The organism is Proteiniclasticum ruminis (assembly GCF_900115135.1).
Classification (GTDB): Bacteria; Bacillota; Clostridia; order Clostridiales; family Clostridiaceae; genus Proteiniclasticum; species Proteiniclasticum ruminis_A.
In genome coordinates this window covers 363,055-388,357 of record NZ_FOVK01000001.1, presented here as the reverse complement: position 1 = coordinate 388,357, position 25,303 = coordinate 363,055, and the positions used below count along the sequence as shown (strand labels likewise).

The following is a 25,303-nucleotide window of genomic DNA, read 5'->3' as shown; positions in this document are numbered from 1 at the left end:
AATACAGGAAGGAGGAAGAAAATGTGTAAGAAAATCATGCTGGTGGGGACAGCCTCTTCGGTGGGGAAAAGTACCCTATGTGCAGGATTGTGCCGGATACTAAAGGAGGATGGGCGAAATCCTGCTCCTTTTAAAGCCCAGAACATGTCTCTTAATTCCGGGGTAACACCGGAGGGACTAGAGATGGGGAGAGCTCAGATTCTGCAGGCGGTGGCAGCAAAAGTGGTACCGGATGTGAAAATGAACCCTGTGCTTCTAAAACCCACTTCAAGCGAAGGCTCTCAAGTAGTGCTCTTAGGCAAGGTCTATGGCGTGGTGGGGGGCGAAAATTACATTTCCATGAAAGAGGAGCTCTCTTTGAAGGTTCTTCAGGCCTACAGGGAGCTGGAGAAGGAGCATGATACCCTCGTGATTGAAGGAGCAGGCAGTGCGGCAGAAATCAATCTGAGAAAGAATGACTTTGTGAATATGGGGCTGGCTAGAATGGTAGATGCGCCGGTGCTGCTTGTGGCGGATATTGATAAGGGAGGAGCTTTTGCATCCATTTATGGCACCGTCATGCTGATGCCAGAAGAAGAGAGGAAGCATGTCAAAGGAATCATCATTAATAAGTTCAGAGGTACAAAAGCTCTGCTAAAACCTGGCATTGATGAGATTGAAAAACTTGTGGGGATTCCAGTGCTGGGGGTGGTTCCGTACCTTCCTTTGAACCTCCCGGAAGAGGACAGTCTGATGGAGCATCCAAGAGCAGAACGAAAAAGTAAAGCGGACCTCTCCGTAGGTGTGATAAAGCTGCCCCATATTTCCAACTATACAGATGTTCAGCCGCTTCTTATGTATAAAGATGTTCAAGTACATTTTTTATCACCGGAAGATTCCCTGGAGGGGATGGATCTTGTGATCCTTCCTGGCAGCAAGAATACACTAAAAGATCTTGAAGTGCTAAGAATGGCAAGAATGGATGAAAAAATCCTGAAGGCTCATGAAGAAGGTGCTTTTCTCATGGGAATCTGCGGCGGCTATCAGATGCTTGGGGAATCTTTGGAAGATCCTCATGAGGTGGAGTCTACTCTTATGGTATCCAAGGGATTGGGGCTTGTTCCTATGAAGACCATACTGGAACTGAGAAAAAAAACCACCCTTGTGGAAGGAGAAAGTATTCCAATGGAGTCCCCAGTGATGGGATATGAGATTCATATGGGCAGAAGCACTTTTCAAAAAGACACGCAAAGGCCTTTCCTGAAAATCAGAGAAAATGGGGTGATGACAGAGGAAGGATACTATCATGAAAGTCAGAGAATCATGGGCACGTATCTCCATGGGATTTTTGACAACAGCGGATTTACAAGGAAGCTTCTTAATCTCATCAGAAGGAGTAAAGGGCTGAGGGATAGGAGCGATGCACCCCAAGACTATTGGGAGCAAATGGACCAGGAGCTTACGCATCTTGCGGATACACTAAGAAATACGCTGGATATGGAGGCGATTTATGAGATTCTTGATGAATACTCCCGTGACTAGCATGCTTTTCGCAGTAGTGCTGGATGTAATAGCAGGCGATCCAAAGAGTCTATGGCATCCGGTCATGGGTGTCGGAAAACTGATCCACCTATTAGAGAGGAGCCTTTACCGGGAGAAAGACACGCCTTCTCTGAGGAAGAGAAAGGGCATTCTTCTTGTGCTCATTGGGTCCACCACCGTTACACTCTTTGTGTACGCTATGCTGGCCCTGGCCTTCAAAGTATCCTTCTGGCTTTACTATCTTCTGTCAGTGTATTTCCTATGGACGGGTCTGGCGGGAAGAACACTGAAACAGGAAGGCCTCAATGTGCATCGTGCCCTCATTGAGAATCAGCTGAAGGAAGCAAGAAAAAGACTCTCCATGCTTGTTTCCAGACAGACAGAAGTGATGTCAGAGGAAGAAGTCATTAAAGCTGCGGTGGAAACGGTGTCCGAGAACACATCTGATGGCATTCTAGCACCACTATTCTTTGGTGTTCTCTTTGGCCCCTGCGGCATGTGGCTATACAAGACAGTGAACACCATGGATTCCATGGTGGGCTATAAGAATCAGCGGTATTTCGATTTTGGCTGGTGTGCAGCAAAAACTGATGATGTGCTGAACTTTATTCCGGCTCGTCTGACGGCCTGGTTCATACTCTTCAGCGCTCCCATTGAAGGGAGATCTTTAAAAAGAGCCATAGAGGTCTATCAAAAGTACAAGAACTGTCATGAGAGCCCCAATGCAGGCCATCCAGAATCCGCCGCTGCAGGAGTTCTTGGCATCTCCCTGGGAGGGAATGCGGTGTACTTTGGGAAACCTTTGTATAAACCGGCTTTGGGAGAAGCGGAAAAGGAGCCAGAACCGTCAGATATTGTCAAGACTGTCAGGATGATGGAGCGTGCCTATATGATGAGCGCGGTGATGTTTATCATGGTGACTGCCATGGGGAGGTGGGTATTACATGTATGAGCATGGAGGCAACATCCATGGGTTTGAGACGCCGATGGTAGACTTTAGTGCCAACATCAATCCCCTGGGTATACCCGAGAAGCTGCGGATTGCCTGGATAGATCAAATGAGGGAGGTGACATCTTATCCGGATCCAGCCTACAGAAAACTGAAAAAAGCCATATCAGATCATCACTTTTTATCGGGAAAAGCCAACATTCTTTTGGGAAATGGTGCTGTGGATCTCATTCACAGTGTAATAAAGAGTGTAAGACCTCATGAGGTTCTCATTCCCTCTCCTGCTTTTTCGGAGTACCGGAATGCCAGCATAAGAAATGAAATACCATATCGGGAGCTTGTACTGTACGACTGTCTGGGTAATCTTCAGATGGAGAAGTTCCTTAAGGAGGTGAAAGACCGTTCCCTGGTGTTTCTCTGCAATCCCAACAATCCTACTGGAAGGGCACTGAAGGCGTCTGATTTGGAGCGGATACTTAAAAAGATGGAAGAAACAGGGAGTTTTCTGGTGCTGGATGAAACATTTCTTCCTTTTGTGGAAGAAGAAAAGAGACATTCTCTGCTGGGAGAGGAGCCGGAAAACGTACTCTTTCTTCGTGCCCTGACCAAAATCTATGGCATACCTGGAGTGCGGCTGGGGTATGGGATTTTATATAATGAGATTTTGGCAAAGAAAATGAATTCTCTGCAGGAGCCTTGGCATATCAATACTTTTGCAGACATTGCAGGTCAGGTGGTACTGAAGGAAACAGGGTATCTTCAGGAAACAGCATCCTGGCTGCGGAATGAGAAAGCGTTTCTTTATAGAGAGCTTTCTACAGTACCTTGGCTCACATGGATTGAAAGTGACTGCAATTTTATTCTGGTGAAATCTTCATACGCATCAGCAGAAGATATCCAGAGAAACCTTCTGGAAGATCAGATTCTGATCAGGCTGCCCTATGGGTTTACCGGACTCAGCGATCATCACTTCAGAATAGCTGTGAAAGACAGGTCATCCAATCTGAAGCTGATGAAAGCACTGCAAAAAATAAAAGACATAACATAAAAGACATTGAGTGAAACGGAGTGAATATATTTATGTATAAAAAAAGTAAGACAACAAACCTCATACTGGCACTTTTCCTTGTGATGCTGGTATTCAGCGGCTGCAGTGGCAAGAAAGCGGAGAATGATCCTGCCATTCCAAGTGTGGAAACGGAAACGCCATCAGGAAACAGTCTGAATACAGAATATCCTCTTACTATTACGGACAGTACAGGAAATGAAGTCACCATCCCAGAAAAACCCATGAATGTGGTGTCTTTGGCGCCAAGCATCACAGAAACCTTTTTTGCATTGGGCGTAGAAGAACTTTTGGTGGGCAGGACAGAATACTGTGATTATCCATCAGAGGTTTCCGGCATTGAATCCATTGGGACTCTTCAGGAGCCAAATATTGAAAAAATCGCGGAACTGGAAGCGGATCTTGTCATTGCTTCTACGCACTTCAAAGAAGAGGCTCAGAAAAAACTGGAAGAACTGGGAATCACAGTTCTTGTTCTCAATCCCAACGACAGCTTTGAAGGGGTCTATGATGTCATCGGGAAAATGGGGACTGTTCTGGACGCGCAATCGAAAGCAGAAGAAATTGTTGATTCCATGAAGGAAAAAGTTTCTTCCGTGGAAGAGAAGGTCAAAGAGCTTTCCTCTCCATCGGTCTACTATGTGGTTGGTTACGGGGAGTATGGGGACTATACTGCAGGAAAGGGCACCTTCATCAGCGAGATGATTGAAAGGGCAGGAGGGATCAATGTTGCCGATGATGTGGAAGGATGGAGCTACAGTCTGGAAAAACTAGTGGAGCATGATCCTCAGATTATCCTTGTTTCAAAATACTATGAGACGAAAAGCGGGTTTATCAGTACAGAAGGATATAAGGAGCTGACCGCAGTGAAAGAAGAGAAAGTGATGGAGATTGACAGCAATCTTATTGACAGGCAGGGCCCAAGACTTGCGGATGGATTTGAGGCTCTGGCCAAGGCCATACACCAGGATGACTTCAGGTAGGGGGGAGCCATGGCATATTATGAGAAAAGAAAGCACTACAGAAGACTTTTCTTCGGGATGCTCTTTCTCCTCATGGCCTCCATGGTCCTGGCCACCACTGTAGGTGCGGCGGAAATCTCAATGAAGGACAGCCTGAAAATACTCCTGGGAGAAGTTCCCTATATGAAAAATCTCTTTTCATGGACAGGGTCAGAAGAGAAGTTCCGTGTGATTGTTCTTTCGATCAGACTCCCGAGAATTCTTCTTTCTGCAGTGGTTGGGACAGGACTTTCTGTGGTTGGTGCTTCTTTTCAGGGGATCTTTAAAAACCCCATGGCAGACCCCTATATCATGGGGGTGTCTTCCGGGGCTGCGCTGGGTGCTGCGGCAGGGATTACCGTTTTATCCGGCGGAGTTCTGCCTGTGCAGGTCATGGCGTTTATAGGCGCATTATCGGCGGTTCTTTTGGTATTCCATATCGCAAGAGTAGGTCATAAGATTCCAGTTCTGCCGCTCATCTTAGCGGGGGTTGCCATCAGTGCGATGTCTTCTGCAGTGATTTCTATGCTGATGATTTTTCACCGGGACCAGGCGGATCAGATTATCTTTTGGACCATGGGTTCTGTGGCATCGGCCTCATGGGCAGACCTGATCTACGTAGGACCCCTAGTGCTATTGTCCGTAGTTCTTTTAAACCTGTACAGACGGGAACTGAATCTAATGATTTCGGGTGAGGATACGGCATACAGCCTGGGGGTAGATGTGGAGAAAGTGAAAAAAAGGCTTCTGATTCTCTCTTCCTTTACGGTGGCGGTGATTGTTTCGGTCAGCGGAATCATTGGATTTGTGGGGCTGATTGTCCCCCATGGTGTGCGAATGGTTCTAGGAGGCGACCATCGGGTACTTCTTCCTTTTTCAGCGCTGGCTGGCGCTTTATTTATGCTTTTTTCGGATACACTGGCCCGTACTGTCCTTGCGCCCATGGAAATACCGGTGGGGGCGATTACAGCGCTATTTGGTGCACCTTATTTTATTTTGCTTCTTTATCGGAGCAAAAAAAGTGGAGGCTTTCTATGAATGAGTTAACTGTATCTTCTCTTCGATTTTCTTATGGAAAAGAGGAAGTGCTGAAAGACTTGTCCTTTTATGTCAAGAAAGGATGCTTTTATAGTATATTGGGGCCGAACGGATCCGGAAAGACCACAGTACTACGTCATATCCAGAAACTGCTTCTACCCCAAAGCGGTAAAGTGATGCTGGGTCCAGAAGAGATAAGACAGATGAAGGTACGGGATCTAGCGAGAAAAATCGCCACAGTTCCACAAGAAACCCATGTGTCTGTAGATTTTCCAGTCCTTGACTTTGTGCTGTCCGGTAGAGCTCCTTACCTGAAAAGATTTGAAAATGAGTCATCATTAGACTACAAAAAAGCAGAAGAGGCGATGATTGCTACCAATACCTGGCAATACAGCCATAAATCAGTGCAAGAACTGTCAGGTGGTGAACTCCAAAGAGTGGTGGTGGCAAGAGCCATGGTTCAGGAACCAGAACTGCTGCTTTTGGATGAGCCTGTCTCACATCTGGATCTTCGGCATCAGGTCCTGATCCTGGATCAGGTGAACAGCTATTGCAGAAGTCATAACAGCACTGTGATTTCTGTTCTTCATGACATCAATCTGGCTATTGCCTATAGTGATGAACTGATTCTCATGAAAAAAGGAGAAATTTTTGTAAAAGGAGTTCCAGAAGACATCATCACAGAAGAAAATCTAAGAGAAGTTTATGAAACAGAATGTCTGATCATTGAGAATCCGTTGAATGGCAAACCCTATGTGATACCGAAGATCAGCAGAAGGAGAGAGGAAGAATGAATAGCAAAGGACAGATTCACATCTATACTGGAGAGGGAAAAGGAAAGACAACCGCTGCGCTGGGGTTATCCATGCGAGCAGCGGGCAGAGACAGAAAGGTGCTGTTTGTTCAGTTTCTGAAAGGTCAGGATACTGGAGAGCAGTTTCTGATGAGAAAGATACCACAGATTACCCACGTGAAACTTGCCAATGCACGGACCTTTTTCCATGCGTTGACTGCGGAAGAACAGAAGAGCCTACTCGAAGAAACAGAAAAGGAATGGGAAAGCCTATATAAACAGATTATGGACGGAGGATTTGATCTCGTGGTTCTAGATGAAATCATGGCTGCCATGTATCTGGGCATCATACCGGAGTCCAAAGTAGTGACACTTCTTCAGGAGAAGCCATTTCAGATGGAACTCGTGTTGACAGGGCGTAAGGCTCCTGATCTGATTTCGAAGGAAGCAGGCCTTATAACAGAAATGAGAAAAATACGGCATTATTACGACCAGGGCATTCAATCCAGAGAAGGAACAGAATATTAATGTTCAAAAGACATCTGCAGTGCAGGTGTCTTTTTCTGTCGAGAACATCGAAAGTACTTCATTTCTATAATGACAGACAATAATAAGATTCATAAGTAGATTGTTTGAGACTTTAGAACTAAATTATCAAACTATCATTGTTTAATATGGGAATCCTTGATTTCATTGAAAATGATACGCTTTTACGATAAAGTAACTAGTATAGTGAGTTGTTTAGCTCGATTTTATCAATTGGTGCGAGGTGTCGGATGGAAACAAAAAATAAAATCACTTTAAAAAAATCTTTGTTTATGTATCTTCTATTGCTCCTTTTCTGGGTTGTCATTGACGGAAAGATAACCGTAGAGTCTGTCCTTATAGGAAGTGTTGCCGCCTTTGCTGTGATTATTCTCAATAAGGATTTATTTTTTAATCAGACCGAAGGCGGACCTCTCACTTTCAAGTATCTCTTGAGGTATGCCAGAGTGATTGGTGTTCTTCTTGTGGAAATAGTGAAGGCCAATATTGCCGTTGCAAAAATTGTGCTGAAAAAGGACATGCCCATCGAGCCTATGTTTGTTAAGGTTCCAGCATCTCCTAAGAAAAATTTCCATAAGATGCTCTATGGGAATCTCATTACACTCACTCCAGGCACTCTGACAGTGGATGAAGTCCATGGAGATTTTGTCATTCATGCCATAAACAGGAGTGCTGCAGAAGGTTTAGAAGGAAATACACTGGAAAGGCATGTGTTGGAGCTGGAAAGGGAGGAATCATGAGTACCACGGTTTTAACTGTATACGCAATAATCCTATCCATCTTCGCATTGATATGTCTTTATCGGGCTTATGCAGGCCCAACCACAGCCGACCGCGTGGTTTCAATCAATGTCATTTCCACAAAAGTGACCGTTCTGATTGCCGTGATTGCTGTTTTAACGGAACAAAATGCATTTATTGATGTGGCGATTATTTATGCCATGATGGGGTTCATTGCCACCATCGCTGTTTCAAAGTATATCGAGAAAGGAAAAATATATTAGGAGGTGTATCGCATGATTAAGGACATCATCATTCTTCTATTGACATTATCCAGTTTATTCTTTTTTATGGTAGGCACCGTTGGCCTGATTAGGCTTCCTGATGTATTCAGCAGAATGCATGCAACTACGAAAAGCGATACCCTTGGCGCAGGACTGGGCTTACTGGCCCTTATCGTCTACAAAGGGCTGGATCCGGTGAGTCTCAAGCTTATACTGATTCTTGTATTCATTTTTATTACGAATCCTGTAGCTGCTCATATCATTGCGAAAGCTGCATATCATAAAAAAATGAGAAATCAGAAGGAGGATGATCATGGAACTGTTTAATGTCATTCTCATTGTTTTTCTCATCGTATCAGCGATAGCAGTGGAAAGAACCAAAGATCTTCTAGGTGCAGTGATCATCTTCACTGCATACAGCCTGGTGATGTCATTACTATGGCTTCTTCTTCGAGCGCCAGATGTTGCAATGACTGAGGCTGCCATAGGTGCAGGAATTACCACAATACTGTTTGTCGCGGTGATCAGCCGTACCGGGAGGATGGAAAAATGAAAAAGATATTTACTTTTGCCATCCTAGGTGGACTTCTTCTTGTGCTTCTTTCCAGTATTTCAGAGATCCCACCGCTGGGTGAGGAAAAGAATCCATCCTATAACGAGATCTCTGAGTACTATACTGCTGAAAGTGCTCAAGACACCGGCGCGCAGAATATCATCGCAGCCATTATCACAGACTACAGAGCATTTGATACCCTTGGAGAGACCACAGTGCTCTTTACAGGAATAGCAGCTGTCAGTGCAATGATCGGTATATCCCATCATAAAGGAAAGAAGGAGGATCAGGAGCATCATGGATGATTTATTTGTCAAATTGACAACCAGAATGATCTTACCATTTATCCAGCTTTACGGACTATATGTCATCCTGCATGGCCATCTGTCCCCAGGGGGTGGGTTTTCTGGAGGGGCAATTTATGCAGCAAGCATTGTTCTCTATACCTTAGCTTTTGGTCTGGAAAAAGGAAAGGAGAGGATGCCTCATGAGATTTCGGCCAGGATCGAAACAGGAGGAATTCTTGTGTATGTTCTTGTTGGTTTATCTGGTATTTTTCTCGGATACACTTTTCTGACCAATATTGAGGCCGGGTTCCCTATTGGCACCTTTGGTAAGGTGCTGAGTGCGGGATTGATACCTGTGGTGACTTTTGCCATTGGCCTGAAGGTCATGAGCACCATTGTCACACTGTTTCATACGATGTTGGAGGAAGAGTCATGAACTTTAAAATGATCATAGAAAACATCAACTATATTGGAGCGATGATTCTATTTGTCATCGGATTATATACTGTTCTGACCCACTCCAATTTAATCAAGAAAATCATCGGAATTAATATTATGGAGACGTCAGTCTTTCTGTTCTTTGTGTCTATAGGGTATAGAAAAGGAGCAGCTGCGCCAATATATGAGTCTATAAGCGGGGATGGGTTTTTCGTGAACCCCCTGCCTGCAGCGCTGATGCTTACAGGTATCGTGGTGGCTGTCAGTATCACTGCATTTTCCTTAAGTATCGTGATAAAAATCCATGAAGCCTATGGAACCATTGAAATGGATGAAATCATCAAGATAAGGAGTGTGGAATCTGATGAATAGTCCTCATTTACCGGTTTATATCCTAGTGCTTCTTCTTATTTTTGCGGTTTCTATACCTCTTTTTAAGAAAGCATATGGCAGATGGTTCCATATTCTTATGATGTGCGTCCTTGGCGGTGCGCTGGGGCTTTCTCTTCTGGAGCTTTTAAAAGTGAATAGGGAAGGGGCATACAGCTATACTTTTGGCAATTATGACGCAGGGATTGGTATACAGTTTCTCATAGATGACTTTTCAGCCTTAATGACGTTCATTGTCCTTCTTTTAGGCCTTCTTATCATCATGTATTCTTTGAAGGATCTTGATCATGAAATTGAAGCATCAAGGAGATATGGCTACTACACACTGGTTTTTCTCATGCTGTTTTCGATGATTGGCATGATTTTTACCAACGATATGTTCAATCTGTATGTGTTCATGGAAATCCTGTCGCTTGTTTCTGTTGCGGTGATCGCGATTAAAAAGAAGAAAGACACACTGATGGCGTCTATGAAATATCTGATGATGGGTGCCATTGGATCGGTAACGATACTTATGGGATTCGCACTTCTTTATATGGTCACGGGACATCTGAATATGACATTGATTTTTACAGAAATCAATGAGGTATGGGAACAATACCCCAGAAATATTCTACTGGCAATGGGATTTATCCTTACTGGTTTTGGTATAAAGGCTGCCATTTTTCCCCTTCACAACTGGCTTCCAGACGCCCACTCCAGTGCGCCCACACCCTCCAGCGCTCTTCTGTCAGGACTTGTTGTAAAAGCTTACGTTTTTGCCATTGCAAAAATGATGTATCGTGTAATCGGGCAGGAAATCTCTGTAAATATTGGTGTCAACAACTACATCATAATTTTCGCAGTCATGAGTATGGTCATGGGATCAGTTTTTGCACTGACACAAAGGGATATCAAAAGAAGACTTGCTTATTCCAGTGTTGCACAAATCGGGTATATATTCCTTGGATTGGCTCTTGCAACACCCATGGGGTTTTCTGCAGCCTTATTTCATGTTATCTCCCATGCGTTTATGAAATCGGCACTGTTTCTCAGTGCCGGCTCCATCATTTATCTCACAGGACGACGTGATGTCAAGAACCTGGATGGAATCGGCTATGAGATGCCCATTTCCATGACAGTCTTTAGTGTTGGTGTGCTTGGCATGATTGGAATTCCAGGAACCAGCGGATTTATGAGCAAATGGTATTTGGGTCTTGCAGTTCTTGATGCAGGACATCCAGGGCTTCTTCTTGTCATATTGCTCAGCAGCTTCTTAAACGCACTTTATTACCTGCCGATTGTCATTTCTGCGTTTCTTCGGGAAAGACCTGGAGTCCCCCTTGAAATGCATAGAGATGGAATTCCGAAAACCATGAAGATATCAATGGTCCTTGTGGCTTTTGGAAGTATTGTGATAGGGCTTTTTCCACATCTTGTGATGGACATCATCGAAAAAGCTGTACCCACATTTATCCAGATGGGACTCTAGTGGAGGGTTATGTTGAAAGAAAATTTGAAACGGGAAAATAAACCGAAAAAGGACTGTGGCTGTAAGAAGAGGAATAGACTTGATTCTTACTGTATCAGCTGCATTATCGTATATATTTTACTGGGAAGTCTTTTCGCTGCCTTTTTGCTGTTTGCGAAAAATGTAGACAAGGATCAAGTAAGCGGGGTCATGCTTTTCCTGGTAAATCTTGCAGATGGAATCTCAAATTCCTTAAACAACTTCAAGAGTTTACCTCTTATCATAATCCTAATTCCTCTCATTGGGGGGCCTGTAGAAATGTACTTCTTCAGGAGAAGAGAGAATGCAAGAGATATGGCGATTGTTTATACGACTGTCTTGACATTTTTTCTCATTTTGGCGTTATTTCCGCAAGTGCTGGATGGGACGATGCGTTTTGAGATCCCAAGAGCATTGGGGCTTGGAATCAGGTTCAAAGTGGACATGCTAGGATTCATTATGCTTGTGGTATCATCGATTTTATGGGTTCTTGTTAGCATGTATGCTCATGATTACATGATGATAGAGAAACATAGAAACAGATTTTTTCTCCAGATGAGTATCACCTATGCAGGAGTGCTTGGCACAATCATGGCGGGAGATCTCATCACCATGTTCCTGTTTTTTGAACTGATGACCTTTGCATCCTATTTCCTTGTTGCGCATAATCAGTCCAAGGATTCACTGATCGCGGGAGACATCTTCATTTATATGGGAGTAGCCGGAGGTTTGGCGCTTCTTCTTGGAATAATTCTCCTTTATGTGAATACAGGGACGGTGGCTTTTATTCCGTTGGCGGCAAGAGTCAGTACATTGGGAAATGTGAAATATCTCATGGCGGGCCTGTTTATGATTGGATTTGGGATCAAAGCAGGAATGCTTCCGCTACATATTTGGCTTCCCAGGGCGCATCCAGTTGCACCAACTCCAGCCAGTGCATTATTGTCAGGGCTTATGATCAAGATTGGTGCTTTCGGAATTCTACGTGTGCTGACCAGCTTTTTCATGCCTGCTAAGGGAGCCTATGTCTCGTATGAGAGCCCCATTTGGGACCTCAGCATAGAACTTGGTGCTGCCATTATCTGGATTGGGATCTTCACCATGGCGGCAGGAGTCTTTATGGCTCTACAGCAAAGCAATATAAAGAAGATGCTGGCATATCATAGTATAAGTCAGATGGGATATATCATCATGGGAATTGGCGTGGCAGCATATCTTGGTCCCAAAGGGGCCATGGGCTTCTCTGGAGCAATCTATCATATGGTCAATCATGCGCTGTTTAAAGCTCTTCTATTTATGGTAGCAGGTGTTATTTACTTGAGAACTCATGAGCTTGATATGTATAAACTTGGTGGAATGTGGAAAAAGTTTCCGTTTACAGCGCTGGTTTGTCTTATTGCAGCCCTTGGTATTACAGGGATGCCTCTTTTTAACGGGTATGCAAGCAAATCGATTCTTCATCACGCCATCGTGGAAGCTTACGAATACGGACATCCTTCGTTCCGGTATGCCGAAATGATGTTCACTCTGATCAGTGCAGGAACCGTCACCTCATTCATTAAACTTTTTGGATTTGTTTTTGTCGGGAAAATGCCTGAGAAATATAAAAAAGTCCAAGGTGAAAGTATCATGATGAGTTTAGGGATGGGGGGATTGGCGCTTCTCATCGTTCTGATTGGTTTCTTCCCGAACTTTGTCATGGATCAGTTTATTATTCCTGCAACCCAAGGGTATGCTTACAGCAGTGATTTTATCAAGAAATATCTGATGGATATGAATTTCTTCAATTCACATGATCTGATTACCATGGTTTATGTTTATGGTATTGGTATTGCAATCTTCTACCTGGGAATCCGCTTCCATTTATTCCATCTTCATCTTCCACGGTGGATGGATGGAGATTTTGCTATGAACAAAGGGATACGGAAGAAGACTCTCGCCATGTCCAATACATTTTTGCATGGAATAGAGACGTCTATCATAAAAAGTGATGTTGTGATTTATGCTTTGGTACTTCTTGGTATCATTTTGTATCTGATTACCTAAGGAGGGGATTTATGTGAATGCAGTTCGACTGGCTGTACAGCTGTGGTTGCCGGCAATACTTCTTATCGTGAGTCTCATTGAACTCTTTCTCATTCCTCTTTTAGGAGGGAAGAGAAGAAGAGCAAGAAGAATGACCGTACGAGGGGTTATCCTGTTAACATTGATTTTTATGATGTCCATCTTCTCAGAAGTGCTTGATGGACCCATTGAGTACAGAATGGCAGATCTCTTCGGAAATGGAGTAGTTTTTAGGATTGATATGCTGAGTCTGATTTTTATGATTTTTGCAGCAGCTATTTTCTTTACAGTCAGTCTGTATACAGCTGTTGATATCAAAGGATGCGGTCGGGAACGTAGTTTTTATATGTTTTTCATGATTACATATATGGCAACCCTTGGAACGCTCATGGCAGGAGATCTGCTCAGCTTCTTTCTATTTTTTGAAATCATGACATTTGCAAGTTTTGCGTTGATGGTCCATGAACGAGGTCAAAAAGTCATTGAAGCAGGAAGCATCTATATCTACTTCGGAATTGCAGGCGGATTGTCTATCCTCGCGGGTATACTGGTTCTCTCAGCATATACACAAAATTATGAGTGGATTACGTTAGGAGAAAAATTTGGTGAGATTGGCGCAGTAAAATATGTGTCTGCAGTATTTTTTATCATCGGTTTCGGTATTAAAGCAGGTATGGTTCCTCTGCATCACTGGGTTCCGGTGGTGTATCCTAAATCGCATCTATCGGTGAATGCCCTTTCTTCAGGAATACTGATGAAAATTGGTGGTTATGGAATTTTAAGACTTATTGTTTCAGTACTTACCAGCACACAAGGACAGCAAGAGGGGAATGTGACCACGATTCTCCTGACGCTTCAAGATATTGGTGCAGTGGTAATCTGGATTGGAATCATAACGATGATTTTCGGTGTGATTGCAGCTCTTGAACAGGAGAAAATGGTGAGAATGCTTGCTTACCACAGTGTCAGTCAGATGGGATATGTGATAATGGGGATTGGTGTCACTGCGTACCTGGGATTTGATGGGGCCATGGGGTTTGCTGGAAGTGTCTACCATATGATCAATCATGGGATTTTTAAGGCGCTGCTTTTCATGGTGGCTGGTGTTGTGTTCTTTAGAACAAGAGAAAAGAACATGTACAAATTGGGAGGGCTTTATAGGAAAATGCCGTTTGCAGCAGCTGTTGGTTTAATTGCTGCACTGGGAATTACAGGTATGCCGCTGTTCAATGGTTTTGCAAGCAAATCTATTCTACACCATGCTATTATCGAAGCATATGAGTATGGGCATCCGGCGTTTCGTTGGGCGGAATATCTATTCACCTTTGTAAGTGCTTGTACTACTGCTTCTTTTATAAAACTGTACTCTCATGTTTTCCTTGGGCCAATGCCTGAAAAATATAAGTATGTGAAGGAAAAATACAATATTGGTACCATAGGGATGTTGGTTTTAGCGCTTCTTGTTGTTTTTATTGGCGTATTCCCGAATTTTTTAATGAATTATGCGATCATCCCTAGCGCTAGAGCGATGGAATTTGATCCATATTTTATCGATAAGTATTTGACGTCTATGAATTTCTTCAATACTAAGGATTTAAACTCAATGATCCTTGTCTATACCTCCGGGTTTATTATTTATGTTGCAGGTGTAAAATTCAATCTCTTTCATTTTCATCTCCCGAAACAGTTGGATCCTGAGAGTGATTTTTATCAACCTCTTTATAAAAAATCTGGAGAACAAATACGTTCTGTTTTCAAAAAGTTGGAACAGATCATTACTACGTCAGATGTATTTATATATGGAGTGATGCTCCTATTACTGATTATCCTTCTAATTAGTTTTCTATAGTGTAAAAAGGAAGACCCAGCTGGTACAGTTTTAACTGAACCGGCTGGGTCTTCCTGATTTTATTACCGCAGTGGGGGAAATCCTTGGTCCCAATGGGGAAAAAATCGAGGTTACCAAGGGTTGTTAAAATCTGTCAATGCCTTCATGTTTTTCTTGATGCAAAATAGTCTGAAAATTATAATAGTGTATTTATGAAGAGGACGCATAAATTTATTATTTTCGATTAATAGAAAATTTGGAATAAATAAATATTTATATAAATACAAATTAATATACAAAATCGAAGGTGTTTTTATAGTGTGAGAATAAAGATTCATGGCCATTGAGGGGGTTGTGAAAAAAATAATACTAACACGTATTTCCTTGGTGAAGAAGGAAGGAAAAGGAGAGGAGAAGGGGGTGGAATTAAGATGAAATATCCACAATTTTTACATTAAAATAATTATGTAAACTCAAATAAGAGAAAAAATAAATAAAACAACACAATATGTATGGTTAAGTTTCTAGATTTAACCCATACATATTGTGTTTTCTGTAGTTTTTCTTACTTTTAATCAATTTCTTCAGCAAGAGGATTCAATTTTACAGCTTCACGCAAAGCCTCATTATCAACGTGTGTATAGATCTGTGTTGTAGATACGTTTTCGTGTCCTAAAATCATCTGAAGGCTTCGGATATCGACCTTACCATGCTTGTACATTAGTGTTGCAGCGGTATGTCGAAGTTTATGGGGTGAATATTTTTCATCAAATAATCCTGCCGTATGCACATGTTTTTTTACCAATACTTCTACTGTGCGCTTGTTTATGGGTCTTTTGTGGGTGGACAGAAATAGATAATCTTTATATTCATCTTTTGTTTCGATGTTGGATCGAATTGAAAGATATTGCTGAATGCTGCTTACGCTGGCTTGATTAAGATAAACCACACGTTCTTTGTTTCCTTTACCGATGACGGTGAGTGTATCATCTTTTATCTTGCTTAATCTGATGCTGACCAGTTCGGACAGTCGCATTCCACAGTTTAAAAACAATGTGAGGATACAATAGTCTCTTTTATAATTAATATTCTCTTTATCCATAGATCTAAGTAATGTTCTGCTTTCATCCAGAGTAAGATAGACTGGATTTCTTTTCTTGATTTTCGGTCTTTCCAGTTCTAAAGTTGGATCTTTATCGATGATACGGGCCTTAACAGATAAGTATTTAAAAAAAGTTTTGATACAGGCCGTTTTTCTTGCTCTTGCATATGCGCTGTTATGGCGCTGTTTATCCATATATGATAAGAAGGCGTAAATCTCTGACAGGGACACTTTTTTCAAAAAATCATCATTGACATCGTGGATTAGGATCTCGTCGAATGGTATATCCGGGCTTACAAGTTTTCTATGTTTTTTTAGAAAGCGAAAGAATAAGCCGAGGTCGTATCGATAGGCTTCAATGGTGCTGTCGGATTTGCCGCGGATGGTGCTGGAGTAATTGAGGAAATCCAGAACTCGTTCAGGGTAAATTTCGTAGTTTGAAGCTGCGTTGTTATCCATAAATACCATCCTTAACTGTGTATTCAGAAGGGTGATTTTGGTCAAAAACCATAAAATCCGCCTCCGTACTCTAATTATATCGCATTATATTCGCGAAATCAACATTTCGCGAAATAAATTATTTAAAGAGATATACCGCCTCTTCTGATTATTTTGCGATATTTCGTCACTGTTATTGTTCAGAACTATTGATTGATCTCCAGGATGTTCATTTGAGTGTTTCAATGTGCTTAAGTTTTCTGTGCTGTTGGGCTTTTGCTGCTTTATGTTTGTTTGATACGATTATGTGCTTGCAGTGGTATCTGTGCTTTCTATATTATTCCTGTTGATTCAATCGGTGTTTTGGTTTTGCACAAAGCTAAATGTGTGTTTTATGTTCGATCAATATGATTTTATTGTGTTATAGTCCGTTCATCTCTTTCTTGTGGTGGTATATTGGCAGATGGATTGTTAAAAATTGTCAATACCCCGAAGAAGTTCGGGGTTTTTCCTCTACTTTTTATGCTACTATGTATTCAAGATAAGTTTTGCCCAAAGAGCTTATCACTTCAATCCATCACGCAATACGATAAAGAACTAGGAAAGAGTTGTGCTCTCCCTAGTTCTTTTTCGGTGTTTCTAATTTAATACCCCTGATCATCGATGCGCCAAGATTCATCTTTGCTGCTTCTTATAAGTATCCACTGATAGTCGGTGTAGGTGCTGTTTGGGTTCAATACAGAGTTTTCTTCTGTTTCATCTGTAGTGAACTCAGAAAGAATTACAAGGACATTTTCGGGACGGATACCATTGATTTTACCCCTTCCATACTTCATATAGGAATCGCGGAGTGCAGTAGACTTTTCTTCTTCGTACCAAAGTTTCTTCAATGTGGCACCCGGAAAACTGAAGGTTTCTTCGATGAGACTCATACCATTTCTGATTTCTTTTTCTGTGAAGTTCATTGGAGCACCTTCAATTAGATGCTCAACCTCATTTCTCAGAAAAAGACTGTTGATAGGAACCAACTCCTTGATATGTGTCCCATCTTTGAGCAGCAAAGTGTCTCCTTCTATTTTAAAAATATAGTATTCTTCTTTTGATACATCTAATATAAGCTCGTCGGCTGAGATTCTATAAGTTCCTTGTGGAACATAGGATGTAGCCAAATCTCTCATGAAGACAAAAGTTCCGTCGGGTCTCAGATAGATCCAGGTGCCCCCTGGAATTCTAGCGTCATTCATCAAGTATTTCCCTGGAGTTGGTATGTAATCACCCCTTTTTGTGAATTTCTGCCATTCCTGATCCATGGATACGACCACATACTCTTCTGTATCCGTTATCAAGGCGTAGGAACCGTTATCCAAAGGAAAGTTAATCGTTCCCTCTTCGGATGGGAGTTCGGTCCCTGGAATGACGTGAGTTACTTTCTGGATGATGGATGGATCCACTTCTATAGGAAGATCTTCTCCTGTTGATGTGTACACCGAACCATTTACATATATGCTGGGCGGCATGGTGTTCGGTGTTTCTGGCATACTTTCTGTATACTTATTTTGGGTTGTGATACTGCAACCGGAAATACTCATTAGAACTGCAGTCATCAGCAATACAAAGATTGGTAGTTTTTTCATGCGTTTTCTCCTGCTAATCAAAAAATATGAGGTGTTCTAAACCAATTTCTTTAAATGGAAGCCCGAACTGTACAGGGTATTTTTCCTTTTCACTGGACTTTACGGGCTTTGTTGTAAAGTAGAGCCCATCTCCAGAGATTCGGAATGTAAGGCTCTCATAGAGTTCATCCACGTTAGGATCAAATTTCTTCTGTTCGTAAGATAATGTGTCCTCCAGAAGACTCATGATGATCGGTTTGTAATTGAATTCAGGTTTGAATATCTGTTCCAGTGTCAGTATTTCCCCTTCAGGAGAATAGACTCTGAAAAAGTTCTGGAAGACATATTGTTCATCAGGACCAGAGTAGTTCATAGCGATGGAAGCTGAAATATACTCTCCGGTGAATGCGATACTCCCTTCTTTATAGACAGTTCTTACATTTTCAGGGGGAATCTCATCTGGGTCGAGGTGTGTGATGAAATCATCCACGATGTTTTTGGGGATTGATGGAGGATACCTGTAATTTATATAGTATCCTACCCCATTTTTATTTTCCTGATAGGATTTGCCGGTGACGTATTTATCGTAACTGTTGATCATTAGGATGTTTGGAGCGCTCTCGTCCAAGTAGAGATTGTCGACATCAGCAGAAAAACGTTCGTCTATTGCCAAAATGTCCTTTAGTTCGAGGTATGGGATATTCAGATATTGAGTGTTGTATTGGGTGTTGAACTCTGGGGTCTCATGATCCAAAAGCAGAACCAGAGTATTATATGAAAGGAAAAATTTTGGGTTTTCTTGGATTCCTTTAAACGGTGCAACAAGTTCAATGCTTCCGAACCATTCCTGATACTCCTCATAGGCGAACTCTTGATCCAAAAATCTCTTGATATAATCGTTAATGACTGTCTCATAGTCGGCATCATTTACAAAGAGATCTTCAAAATGCAGTGTTTCTCCAGTGGCAAGATCTAACGTGAGAGTCTCGGTGAAGTCTATATAGATATCTTTACTTGGATCTCCATTGCTGTATAAGAGACTGCTGCTACTGGCTAAAGACAGAAGGTTATTGAAGTTGAAACTTGGATAGGTATTGATGTAGTGTTCCTTCAGCTCAAAGTCATCGGTAATCACCCTCTTAATGCCACGATAAGGTGGAATTGTGAGCTGCTTTCTGCTGTTATGAAAGGACTTTATTTTCTCGTTGATGCTTTTTTGGAGATCTTTGTCTTTATATCCTCGTACTTGTGCGTAAGTTTCGCCAAAGCCATCTTTCAAGTCTTTTGTCACGGTATCTGTCACTAGTGGGTTTTCAATCATGTAGACAAAGTATACTGGAGAATGAACCTCTTTGAATGGAGACTCATAGGGCGTCTCTGACATACTGTTTTGTTCTGGGGTGGCTGGCAAGTCTTGTGGTTCTTCAGTATCTGATTGACAGGCTGTGGAGAGAAATACAGAAAAACACAAGGTGAACACAGTGAGATATTTTAATCCTAAACTCAGGGGTTTATTTCTTTTCTGTGATTTTAACATATCCAGCCTCCTCCATCAGGTTCTGGCCGTCCTCAGAAAGAATGTATGAGATGATTTTTCTGACATCAGAGTCTTTTGCTTCCTCTTTTCGTATCACGGCGTAGTATGCAGTGTGAATGGGATATTCGTGAGAGCTGATGGTTGTATTGCTTGGTGCGACGCCGTCTACAGAAAGGAGTTTTACTTTCTCGTTCCCCCACATTTCACTGGTATAGTAATAATAGGAGTAGCCAATCCCGCTGGGCTCGTTGGTATAGGCTGCTACGGTATCAATGAGCTCCCCCATTCCTGCGATGACCAGTGTGGAGGGGGCCTCCATGGGCTGCTGTTCTTTCATCACAAGATCAAGAAATCCGGTCTGACTTCCTGAGTCTACTGGTCGCTGGTATGCTGTAATCGGAAGATCCTCTCCACCCACCTCTTTCCAATTGGTGATTTCACCTTTGTAAATACGTTGAATGTCCTCTAGAGAGAGGTTTGTCACAGGGTTATCGGCTCCGGTGAGAAAAACAAAGGCTTCACTGACGATTGGGATGACTTCAAGTTCTACATTTCCTTGTTCTGCAAGCTCCATTTCTCCGACGGAAGGACTTGTCACGAAGATCAGGTCAGCTTTTTTCTCAATAAGATTCACATAGGCCTGATGGGTTTTATTATGCAGCACATACTGCCGGGCTGTTTCTAGATCGAGATTCATAAGGGAAGCTGCCAAGTGCTCTGAAAGTGGGATTGTTACAGTGGAGCCATCAATAATGGGATAGGTTTCTGGTGTGAAGCTGGGTTTATTTACGGGTGAGCTAGCCTTGCTGCATCCTCCTGCGAAAATACCGATAGCAACGACAAAAGTGAGCAGGAATAGACTCTTACCATGTAATTTCATCCGTTGGCATCTCCCTTCATCAAGATCGTCTAAAAATTCTCAATTCTATTGTAGCTTTATTGGAGGACTGGGAGATGACATTTTGGAAAAGAAAAGAAAAAGCTGTCTCATGACAAGACAGCTTATGGTGATTTTCTTATTCTTTGTTCTTCACATCCACAGATTGGATCTTACCATCATCCGCTACAGTAATGGAGTATTCTCTTACTTCAACGGCGGTATCTTTACCTTCCCAGTTCCGATAATATCTGAATATTAAAGTGATATTGCCTTCTTTCTGTCCTGTGAAGCGATAAAGGTGCGTTCCTCCGCTTCCAACAGCACCTTCGGTGGTGGATGCGCTGTATTCGTCCTTCTCTAGCTTCAGTAAACTCGTATCATAATCATCCATTGTCCAGCTGTACCCAGTGGTGGGGTTCTCTTCCAGGATGATCTCCAGATGCGCCCCATCTTTGGTGACTTCTTCAGGCAAAACATTCTCGGCGCAACCAAATAAAGTGAGTAGTGGTACTGCCAGCACGAGACAACAAAGTGTTTTTTTGAATCTCATGGAGATTCACTTCCTTTCCTTCCTATTACAACATAGTTGTAGCACATAGACTCAATTAAATGACTACAAATTGATGAAATTATCCTAGAAAAAAAGCACCCCAAAATTTCGAGGTGCTTTCTTAAGTTTCAGTTACTTCCTTAGAGACAATGGTTTTTCCAGAATTTCACTCCAGATGATTCCTTTCTTTGCATCGGACAGATCCAGCTCAAACTCCTCACTGAAGTCAGCAGATGCTTCGTCATCCAATGTGATGATCTGAAGACCGTCAATATCCTCTTGATCCATTTCGGAGATAAAATCAGCCGTAGATGTGTTTATATCAGGGGCTGTGTTAGAAACAGCAGAATCTGGCATATCCATGGATCTTTTGGCTTCTATTATTCTTCGGGCTCTCTCCTCGTCTCTTTTCTTCTCTTCAGGAGATTTTAGAATCTCCTCCCCTGCAAGAGCATTGAATATCGTTGTCAGACTGTCCTGAAGCGATTCTCTGCCTTTTGGGGATGAAGAGGTTGTCTGGCGGGGTCTGGAGCCGGGAGAAGGAGTTTGAGGTCTTAGGTTCTGTGGAAAGGAAGATCCCGGTCTTTTATTCTGAATCTGTTTTTTGTTGCTTTTTCCCAGGGCGGAAATAACCCCGAAAATAATCAGCAGTACGATAAAATCCATAGGAGACCTCCTATCTTAGTCTTCCTTCTGTGTGCCCTTCTGTGGCTGTTTTCCTGTCTGAGAAATGGCGTCTCTCATATTGGTGTCAGCCATGATATTTTTCATGTTGTAATAATCGAAGGCACCAAGGTGACCTTGTCTGAATGCTTCGGAAAGTGCCTTTGGTACTTCAGCCTCAGCTTCTACTACTTTAGCTCTCATGGCCTGTACTTCAGCTCTCATTTCCTGTTCCTGAGCCACAGCCATGGCTCTTCTCTCTTCAGCCTTGGCTTGAGCGATTTTCTTGTCCGCCTGCGCCTGATCTTCCTGAAGTTTTGCACCAATGTTTCTTCCGATATCCACGTCAGCGATATCGATGGAAAGAATTTCAAATGCAGTACCGGAATCCAGACCTTTTTTCAATACGGTAGATGAAATGGAATCAGGGTTTTCAAGTACTGACTTATGGTCTTCTGCAGAACCTACTGTGGTAACGATACCTTCACCAACTCTTGCGATGATGGTTTCCTGACCAGCTCCACCTACAAGACGGTCCAGGTTAGCACGAACCGTAACTCTAGCCTTAACTTTTACTTCTATACCGTTTTTAGCTACGGCAGAGATAAAAGGAGTTTCAATCACAATAGGGTTAACAGACATTTTAACGGCTTCCAGAACATCTCTACCAGCAAGATCTATTGCTGCTGCTCTTTCAAACTGCAGAGGAATCTGAGCTCTTTCAGCTGCGATGAGTGCGTTGACCACGCGGTCCACGTTTCCACCAGCGAGATAATGGGCTTCCAGTTTGTTTCCGTTGAGGTTCAGTCCTGCTTTGTCTCCCTTAATCCAAGGATTCACAATCCTGGATGGGACAACTCTTCGCAGTCTCATACCGATGAGATTGAAGAATCCTACTTTAACACCAGCTGCCAGAGCGCTGATCCATAATCCCACAGGGATGATGGTGAAAAGAAGAATCAAAGCGACTAAAATGATGATAAAAATGAAGATAGGTCCAAATAGTTCAGGCATTTCTACACAACTCCTTTATTGTTCTTTTACGATGACACGCATTCCTTCTACACTGGTGACTACGATGGCGGTTCCAGCTTCCAGGAACTCTCCTAGGGTTACAACATCCACAGGCTCTCCATCAATGATGGCGGTTCCTGCAGGCCGGAGTGTAGTTTTTGCCACTCCAGTTTTTCCGGTGAGATCATTCAGGCCTGGCTTCGCAGCCACATACCCGTTGTCTTTTGTTTCTTCCATGTTGAGCACAAGTTTTTTGAAAAACTTCTTTAAAGGCATGCACCATCACTCCTTCTTCACTTCTCTGACAATGACGCGCATACCTTCAACATCCATTACTTGAATCCTGGTTCCTTCCTCGATATATTCTCCGGAAGTGACCACATCAATGAACTGATCCTCAATCTCCGCAGTGCCAGATGGTCTTAATACTGTTTTTGCTGTACCGGTTTTACCGATGAGGTGATGTAGACCTGGTTTTGCTGCCACATAGCCGTTTGCTCTGGTTTCTGAAGTCTCCAGAACCAGTCTTTTGAATACTCTTCTACCGGGTGTGAACCTGAGAACGACTGCTACCAGCACAATGGATCCAATGAGAGCAATCACAAGAGACTGTACGGCTGATGCTGGATCTGGTGTTGCAAGGAAGATGCTGCCGAACATGGCAAGCATTCCAAGGATTCCAGTGACCCCAAAACCGGGAATCACAAATACCTCCAGAATGAGTAGGACCAGTCCAACGATGAAAAGAAGTACAGTTTCCCACCCGGAAGCTCCTGAGAGGATACCTCCGCCAAAGTACAGAGAAAGAGCTCCGAGTCCTATGGCTCCTGGAATGCCGAAACCTGGTGTAAAGAACTCAATGAGCAGGCCTGCAATACCGATGGTGAGAAGCAGTGTGCTGATGGCTGCGGATGTCAGAAAATCTGTGACATAATTTATGGTGGTTTTCCCGGTGGAGCCAATGATGTTCAGGTTTTTCTCTTGTCTGAAATCCTGTTCGCCTTTGTACACCCCATCCGTCATTCCTGTATTCAATGCTTCTTCAGCAGTGAGTGTAAGGAGTTTCCCGCTTTCCACGAGTCCTTCGATTGCGATGGTTTCATCAGCCATAGCCCTTGCAATCTGTGGGTCTCTTCCGTTTTTCTGTGCCTGGGCTGCAAGTTCAGCAGACCACACAGAGACCGTCTTCTCATCCGCCCGTTCTCCTCCTATCTGAGGTTCCGCACCTCCGATGGTTGCTCCTCCTACCATGTACATTTCGCTGCCGCTGAATGCAAGAAGCGCCCCAGCAGAAATAGCGCTGCCGTCTACGAGTACAAGGGTTTCCATGGAAGAGATGGTTTTGGACATTTCCAGGGCGGAATCTACCCGGCCGCCTAGAGTATCCAGGACGAGATAAACAGCTTCAGCGCCATTTTCTCTAGCCTCCTCATATGCTTTTTCCAGCCACACAGACTGGCTTGGGGATACCTCTCCTCGGAATTGGATCTCCCACACATCGAGAGCCATGACGGAAGTAAGAAAAAAGCTCGCAAAAAGCACGGTCAGCATCATGGTTTTGAACAGTTGTTTCATGAAGAGTCCTCCTTTTAGTGAGCGTCAGCATCCCTATTAACGCTATGGTGTATCGTTTATGAATGCTTCACCTTAATTATAGCACTAATATAGCGAATTTTCTATCTTTTTCATATTTTTTAACACATATCGATGGACAATAATCTATAGTATGGCCCGCTCCATCCGGTTCTGAAGATACGGGAAAAACGTGGAAAACAAGAAAACGCACCTGATTTCCATCAGGTGCGTACTGTTTTATGGAGCGGAATACCACGCTTTCGCATCTTCTACTTCTTCCAAGGTAAGCCGGTGTCCCATTTCATAGGTTTTCATCGTCACAAATGCACCTTGCCTGGAGAGCTCCTGCATCAGCTGGGTGGTGTTTTCGTAGGGGACGATGGGATCATTGATCCCTGCCCCAATAAATACTTCAGCGCTGTTCAATGAAAGAGCGGGTCCAGATTTCAGAGGAACCATCGGGTGAAAGAGGATGGACTTCTGAAACACATCTCCATGAAGATAAAGCATACCAGCAATCATATTTGCGCCATTGGAGTATCCAGCGCTATGAAGAGCCGTATCTTTCAGTTCGTACCGGGCAAGCAGTTCTTCAATCTCTTTGAGGATTCTCTCAGCTCTCATCTTTAAATCTTCCTCATCAAAGACTCCTTCTGCCACTCTTTTGAAGAAACGATTCATCCCGTTTTCATTGACTTCTCCACGCAGAGAAAGGATATGGGCCTCTGGATCCAGCATGGTGCCAATGGATACAAGGTCTTCCTCTGTACCGCCGGTGCCGTGAAACAGCACGAAGGTGCGTGGGGCAGTTCCTTTTCGGTAGTAATGTATCATTAGTGTTCTCCTCCAATATCGGTATTCTACATAGGATTCAAGATGGGTATTGTGATGTTTTCCATTCTTTTTTCTTAGTGTACGGTGTATTCTCCTATAAGTCAATGATGAAATTTAATTTTACTCAATAT

At 42.9% G+C, this 25,303-nt stretch carries 27 protein-coding genes; 17 read left to right on the top strand and 10 right to left on the bottom strand.

Going from position 1 to position 25,303, the window contains the following annotated elements; all coding sequences use genetic code 11:
- Positions 1-21 precede the first annotated feature (21 nt).
- From BM243_RS01775 to BM243_RS01700, 17 genes are all read left to right on the top strand, one after another.
- Positions 22-1,521: a cobyric acid synthase gene (locus BM243_RS01775; RefSeq protein ID WP_074909560.1), complete on the top strand. Its 1,500-nt coding sequence runs from the start codon at positions 22-24 to the stop codon at positions 1,519-1,521.
- A complete protein-coding gene (cbiB, locus tag BM243_RS01770; RefSeq protein ID WP_083422545.1) occupies positions 1,490-2,473 on the top strand; it encodes an adenosylcobinamide-phosphate synthase CbiB in 984 nt (327 codons plus the stop codon). Before BM243_RS01775 ends, cbiB begins: the two co-directional genes overlap by 32 nt.
- A complete protein-coding gene (locus BM243_RS01765; RefSeq protein WP_074909558.1) occupies positions 2,466-3,518 on the top strand; it encodes a pyridoxal phosphate-dependent aminotransferase in 1,053 nt (350 codons plus the stop codon). The genes cbiB and BM243_RS01765 overlap by 8 nt, the downstream gene beginning before the upstream one ends.
- Before the next feature lie 32 nt (positions 3,519-3,550).
- Complete coding sequence (locus BM243_RS01760) at positions 3,551-4,519, top strand: ABC transporter substrate-binding protein (RefSeq protein WP_074909556.1); 969 nt, start codon at positions 3,551-3,553, stop codon at positions 4,517-4,519.
- Positions 4,520-4,528: 9 nt separating this feature from the next.
- Positions 4,529-5,575 (top strand): FecCD family ABC transporter permease, encoded by a 1,047-nt coding sequence (locus BM243_RS01755; protein WP_074909553.1) that lies wholly within the window; start codon positions 4,529-4,531, stop codon positions 5,573-5,575.
- Complete coding sequence (locus BM243_RS01750; protein ID WP_074909550.1) at positions 5,572-6,369, top strand: ABC transporter ATP-binding protein; 798 nt, start codon at positions 5,572-5,574, stop codon at positions 6,367-6,369. The genes BM243_RS01755 and BM243_RS01750 overlap by 4 nt, the downstream gene beginning before the upstream one ends.
- Entirely contained in the window at positions 6,366-6,896 is a 531-nt protein-coding gene (locus BM243_RS01745; RefSeq protein ID WP_074909548.1) for a cob(I)yrinic acid a,c-diamide adenosyltransferase, read from the top strand. The genes BM243_RS01750 and BM243_RS01745 overlap by 4 nt, the downstream gene beginning before the upstream one ends.
- Positions 6,897-7,144: 248 nt before the next feature.
- Positions 7,145-7,654 carry a Na+/H+ antiporter subunit E gene (locus BM243_RS01740; protein WP_074909545.1) on the top strand — a complete coding sequence of 170 codons (510 nt, stop codon included), beginning with the start codon at positions 7,145-7,147 and terminating at the stop codon, positions 7,652-7,654.
- Positions 7,651-7,917: an MrpF/PhaF family protein gene (locus tag BM243_RS01735; RefSeq protein WP_074909543.1), complete on the top strand. Its 267-nt coding sequence runs from the start codon at positions 7,651-7,653 to the stop codon at positions 7,915-7,917. Before BM243_RS01740 ends, BM243_RS01735 begins: the two co-directional genes overlap by 4 nt.
- A gap of 12 nt (positions 7,918-7,929) precedes the next feature.
- On the top strand, positions 7,930-8,244 hold the full coding sequence (gene mnhG, locus BM243_RS01730; protein WP_074909541.1) for a monovalent cation/H(+) antiporter subunit G: 315 nt from the start codon (positions 7,930-7,932) through the stop codon (positions 8,242-8,244).
- Positions 8,231-8,470 (top strand): hydrogenase subunit MbhD domain-containing protein, encoded by a 240-nt coding sequence (locus BM243_RS01725; RefSeq protein WP_074909539.1) that lies wholly within the window; start codon positions 8,231-8,233, stop codon positions 8,468-8,470. Before mnhG ends, BM243_RS01725 begins: the two co-directional genes overlap by 14 nt.
- Complete coding sequence (mbhE, locus tag BM243_RS15020) at positions 8,467-8,775, top strand: hydrogen gas-evolving membrane-bound hydrogenase subunit E (RefSeq protein WP_083422544.1); 309 nt, start codon at positions 8,467-8,469, stop codon at positions 8,773-8,775. Before BM243_RS01725 ends, mbhE begins: the two co-directional genes overlap by 4 nt.
- On the top strand, positions 8,768-9,193 hold the full coding sequence (locus tag BM243_RS15015; protein ID WP_083422543.1) for an MnhB domain-containing protein: 426 nt from the start codon (positions 8,768-8,770) through the stop codon (positions 9,191-9,193). Before mbhE ends, BM243_RS15015 begins: the two co-directional genes overlap by 8 nt.
- Positions 9,190-9,567, top strand: coding sequence for a cation:proton antiporter subunit C (locus BM243_RS01715; protein ID WP_074909537.1), 378 nt, complete (start codon positions 9,190-9,192; stop codon positions 9,565-9,567). The genes BM243_RS15015 and BM243_RS01715 overlap by 4 nt, the downstream gene beginning before the upstream one ends.
- Positions 9,560-11,056 carry a complex I subunit 5 family protein gene (locus BM243_RS01710; protein WP_074909534.1) on the top strand — a complete coding sequence of 499 codons (1,497 nt, stop codon included), beginning with the start codon at positions 9,560-9,562 and terminating at the stop codon, positions 11,054-11,056. The genes BM243_RS01715 and BM243_RS01710 overlap by 8 nt, the downstream gene beginning before the upstream one ends.
- A 408-nt stretch (positions 11,057-11,464) precedes the next feature.
- Positions 11,465-13,120: a complex I subunit 5 family protein gene (locus tag BM243_RS01705; RefSeq protein ID WP_242943494.1), complete on the top strand. Its 1,656-nt coding sequence runs from the start codon at positions 11,465-11,467 to the stop codon at positions 13,118-13,120.
- 217 nt (positions 13,121-13,337) lie between these two features.
- A complete protein-coding gene (locus BM243_RS01700) occupies positions 13,338-14,987 on the top strand; it encodes a complex I subunit 5 family protein (protein WP_242943493.1) in 1,650 nt (549 codons plus the stop codon).
- A 550-nt stretch (positions 14,988-15,537) separates the two neighbouring features.
- Here the strand turns inward: BM243_RS01700 and BM243_RS01695 are convergent.
- The 10 genes from BM243_RS01695 to BM243_RS01645 all read right to left on the bottom strand — a co-directional run bounded on the left by BM243_RS01695 (position 15,538) and on the right by BM243_RS01645 (position 25,172).
- Positions 15,538-16,527 carry a tyrosine recombinase XerC gene (locus BM243_RS01695; RefSeq protein ID WP_074909527.1) on the bottom strand — a complete coding sequence of 330 codons (990 nt, stop codon included), beginning with the start codon at positions 16,525-16,527 and terminating at the stop codon, positions 15,538-15,540.
- Positions 16,528-17,150: 623 nt separating this feature from the next.
- A complete protein-coding gene (locus BM243_RS15365; RefSeq protein ID WP_242943492.1) occupies positions 17,151-18,140 on the bottom strand; it encodes a DUF4829 domain-containing protein in 990 nt (329 codons plus the stop codon).
- A 13-nt stretch (positions 18,141-18,153) separates the two neighbouring features.
- Positions 18,154-19,656, bottom strand: coding sequence for a DUF3298 domain-containing protein (locus BM243_RS01680; protein WP_074909522.1), 1,503 nt, complete (start codon positions 19,654-19,656; stop codon positions 18,154-18,156).
- The gene (locus tag BM243_RS01675; protein ID WP_074909519.1) at positions 19,631-20,536 is read right to left on the bottom strand and encodes a PstS family phosphate ABC transporter substrate-binding protein; all 906 of its coding nucleotides are present in this window, start codon (positions 20,534-20,536) and stop codon (positions 19,631-19,633) included. Before BM243_RS01675 ends, BM243_RS01680 begins: the two co-directional genes overlap by 26 nt.
- A 136-nt stretch (positions 20,537-20,672) precedes the next feature.
- On the bottom strand, positions 20,673-21,086 hold the full coding sequence (locus BM243_RS01670; RefSeq protein ID WP_074909517.1) for a protease inhibitor I42 family protein: 414 nt from the start codon (positions 21,084-21,086) through the stop codon (positions 20,673-20,675).
- A 132-nt stretch (positions 21,087-21,218) separates the two neighbouring features.
- The gene (locus BM243_RS01665; protein WP_074909514.1) at positions 21,219-21,752 is read right to left on the bottom strand and encodes a hypothetical protein; all 534 of its coding nucleotides are present in this window, start codon (positions 21,750-21,752) and stop codon (positions 21,219-21,221) included.
- Between the two features lie 15 nt (positions 21,753-21,767).
- Positions 21,768-22,763, bottom strand: a complete 996-nt coding sequence (gene floA, locus BM243_RS01660; RefSeq protein WP_074909512.1) for a flotillin-like protein FloA — start codon at positions 22,761-22,763, stop codon at positions 21,768-21,770.
- Between the two features lie 15 nt (positions 22,764-22,778).
- Positions 22,779-23,039: an NfeD family protein gene (locus BM243_RS01655; protein WP_074909509.1), complete on the bottom strand. Its 261-nt coding sequence runs from the start codon at positions 23,037-23,039 to the stop codon at positions 22,779-22,781.
- A 6-nt stretch (positions 23,040-23,045) separates the two neighbouring features.
- A complete protein-coding gene (locus BM243_RS01650) occupies positions 23,046-24,338 on the bottom strand; it encodes an NfeD family protein (protein ID WP_074909507.1) in 1,293 nt (430 codons plus the stop codon).
- A 237-nt stretch (positions 24,339-24,575) separates the two neighbouring features.
- Positions 24,576-25,172, bottom strand: a complete 597-nt coding sequence (locus BM243_RS01645) for an alpha/beta hydrolase (RefSeq protein WP_074909504.1) — start codon at positions 25,170-25,172, stop codon at positions 24,576-24,578.
- Between the last annotated feature and the right edge of the window lie 131 nt (positions 25,173-25,303).

Excerpts from the sequence above, each read along its gene's own strand:
- BM243_RS01665 (WP_074909514.1), bottom strand. The coding sequence starts at position 21,752 with ATGGATTTTATCGTACTGCTGATTATTTTCGGGGTTATTTCCGCCCTG.
- BM243_RS01670 (WP_074909517.1), bottom strand. The coding sequence starts at position 21,086 with ATGAGATTCAAAAAAACACTTTGTTGTCTCGTGCTGGCAGTACCACTA.
- BM243_RS01745 (WP_074909548.1), top strand. The coding sequence starts at position 6,366 with ATGAATAGCAAAGGACAGATTCACATCTATACTGGAGAGGGAAAAGGA.
- BM243_RS01700 (WP_242943493.1), top strand. The coding sequence starts at position 13,338 with ATGGCAGATCTCTTCGGAAATGGAGTAGTTTTTAGGATTGATATGCTG.
- BM243_RS15015 (WP_083422543.1), top strand. The coding sequence starts at position 8,768 with ATGGATGATTTATTTGTCAAATTGACAACCAGAATGATCTTACCATTT.
- BM243_RS01735 (WP_074909543.1), top strand. The coding sequence starts at position 7,651 with ATGAGTACCACGGTTTTAACTGTATACGCAATAATCCTATCCATCTTC.
- BM243_RS01760 (WP_074909556.1), top strand. The coding sequence starts at position 3,551 with ATGTATAAAAAAAGTAAGACAACAAACCTCATACTGGCACTTTTCCTT.
- BM243_RS01675 (WP_074909519.1), bottom strand. The coding sequence starts at position 20,536 with ATGAAATTACATGGTAAGAGTCTATTCCTGCTCACTTTTGTCGTTGCT.
- BM243_RS01650 (WP_074909507.1), bottom strand. The coding sequence starts at position 24,338 with ATGAAACAACTGTTCAAAACCATGATGCTGACCGTGCTTTTTGCGAGC.
- BM243_RS01755 (WP_074909553.1), top strand. The coding sequence starts at position 4,529 with ATGGCATATTATGAGAAAAGAAAGCACTACAGAAGACTTTTCTTCGGG.
- BM243_RS01715 (WP_074909537.1), top strand. The coding sequence starts at position 9,190 with ATGAACTTTAAAATGATCATAGAAAACATCAACTATATTGGAGCGATG.
- BM243_RS01680 (WP_074909522.1), bottom strand. The coding sequence starts at position 19,656 with ATGTTAAAATCACAGAAAAGAAATAAACCCCTGAGTTTAGGATTAAAA.
- mnhG (WP_074909541.1), top strand. The coding sequence starts at position 7,930 with ATGATTAAGGACATCATCATTCTTCTATTGACATTATCCAGTTTATTC.
- floA (WP_074909512.1), bottom strand. The coding sequence starts at position 22,763 with ATGCCTGAACTATTTGGACCTATCTTCATTTTTATCATCATTTTAGTC.
- BM243_RS01740 (WP_074909545.1), top strand. The coding sequence starts at position 7,145 with ATGGAAACAAAAAATAAAATCACTTTAAAAAAATCTTTGTTTATGTAT.
- BM243_RS01655 (WP_074909509.1), bottom strand. The coding sequence starts at position 23,039 with ATGCCTTTAAAGAAGTTTTTCAAAAAACTTGTGCTCAACATGGAAGAA.
- BM243_RS01695 (WP_074909527.1), bottom strand. The coding sequence starts at position 16,527 with ATGGATAACAACGCAGCTTCAAACTACGAAATTTACCCTGAACGAGTT.
- mbhE (WP_083422544.1), top strand. The coding sequence starts at position 8,467 with ATGAAAAAGATATTTACTTTTGCCATCCTAGGTGGACTTCTTCTTGTG.
- cbiB (WP_083422545.1), top strand. The coding sequence starts at position 1,490 with ATGAGATTCTTGATGAATACTCCCGTGACTAGCATGCTTTTCGCAGTA.
- BM243_RS01710 (WP_074909534.1), top strand. The coding sequence starts at position 9,560 with ATGAATAGTCCTCATTTACCGGTTTATATCCTAGTGCTTCTTCTTATT.
- BM243_RS01765 (WP_074909558.1), top strand. The coding sequence starts at position 2,466 with ATGTATGAGCATGGAGGCAACATCCATGGGTTTGAGACGCCGATGGTA.
- BM243_RS01645 (WP_074909504.1), bottom strand. The coding sequence starts at position 25,172 with ATGATACATTACTACCGAAAAGGAACTGCCCCACGCACCTTCGTGCTG.
- BM243_RS01775 (WP_074909560.1), top strand. The coding sequence starts at position 22 with ATGTGTAAGAAAATCATGCTGGTGGGGACAGCCTCTTCGGTGGGGAAA.
- BM243_RS01705 (WP_242943494.1), top strand. The coding sequence starts at position 11,465 with ATGCGTTTTGAGATCCCAAGAGCATTGGGGCTTGGAATCAGGTTCAAA.
- BM243_RS15365 (WP_242943492.1), bottom strand. The coding sequence starts at position 18,140 with ATGAAAAAACTACCAATCTTTGTATTGCTGATGACTGCAGTTCTAATG.
- BM243_RS01750 (WP_074909550.1), top strand. The coding sequence starts at position 5,572 with ATGAATGAGTTAACTGTATCTTCTCTTCGATTTTCTTATGGAAAAGAG.
- BM243_RS01725 (WP_074909539.1), top strand. The coding sequence starts at position 8,231 with ATGGAACTGTTTAATGTCATTCTCATTGTTTTTCTCATCGTATCAGCG.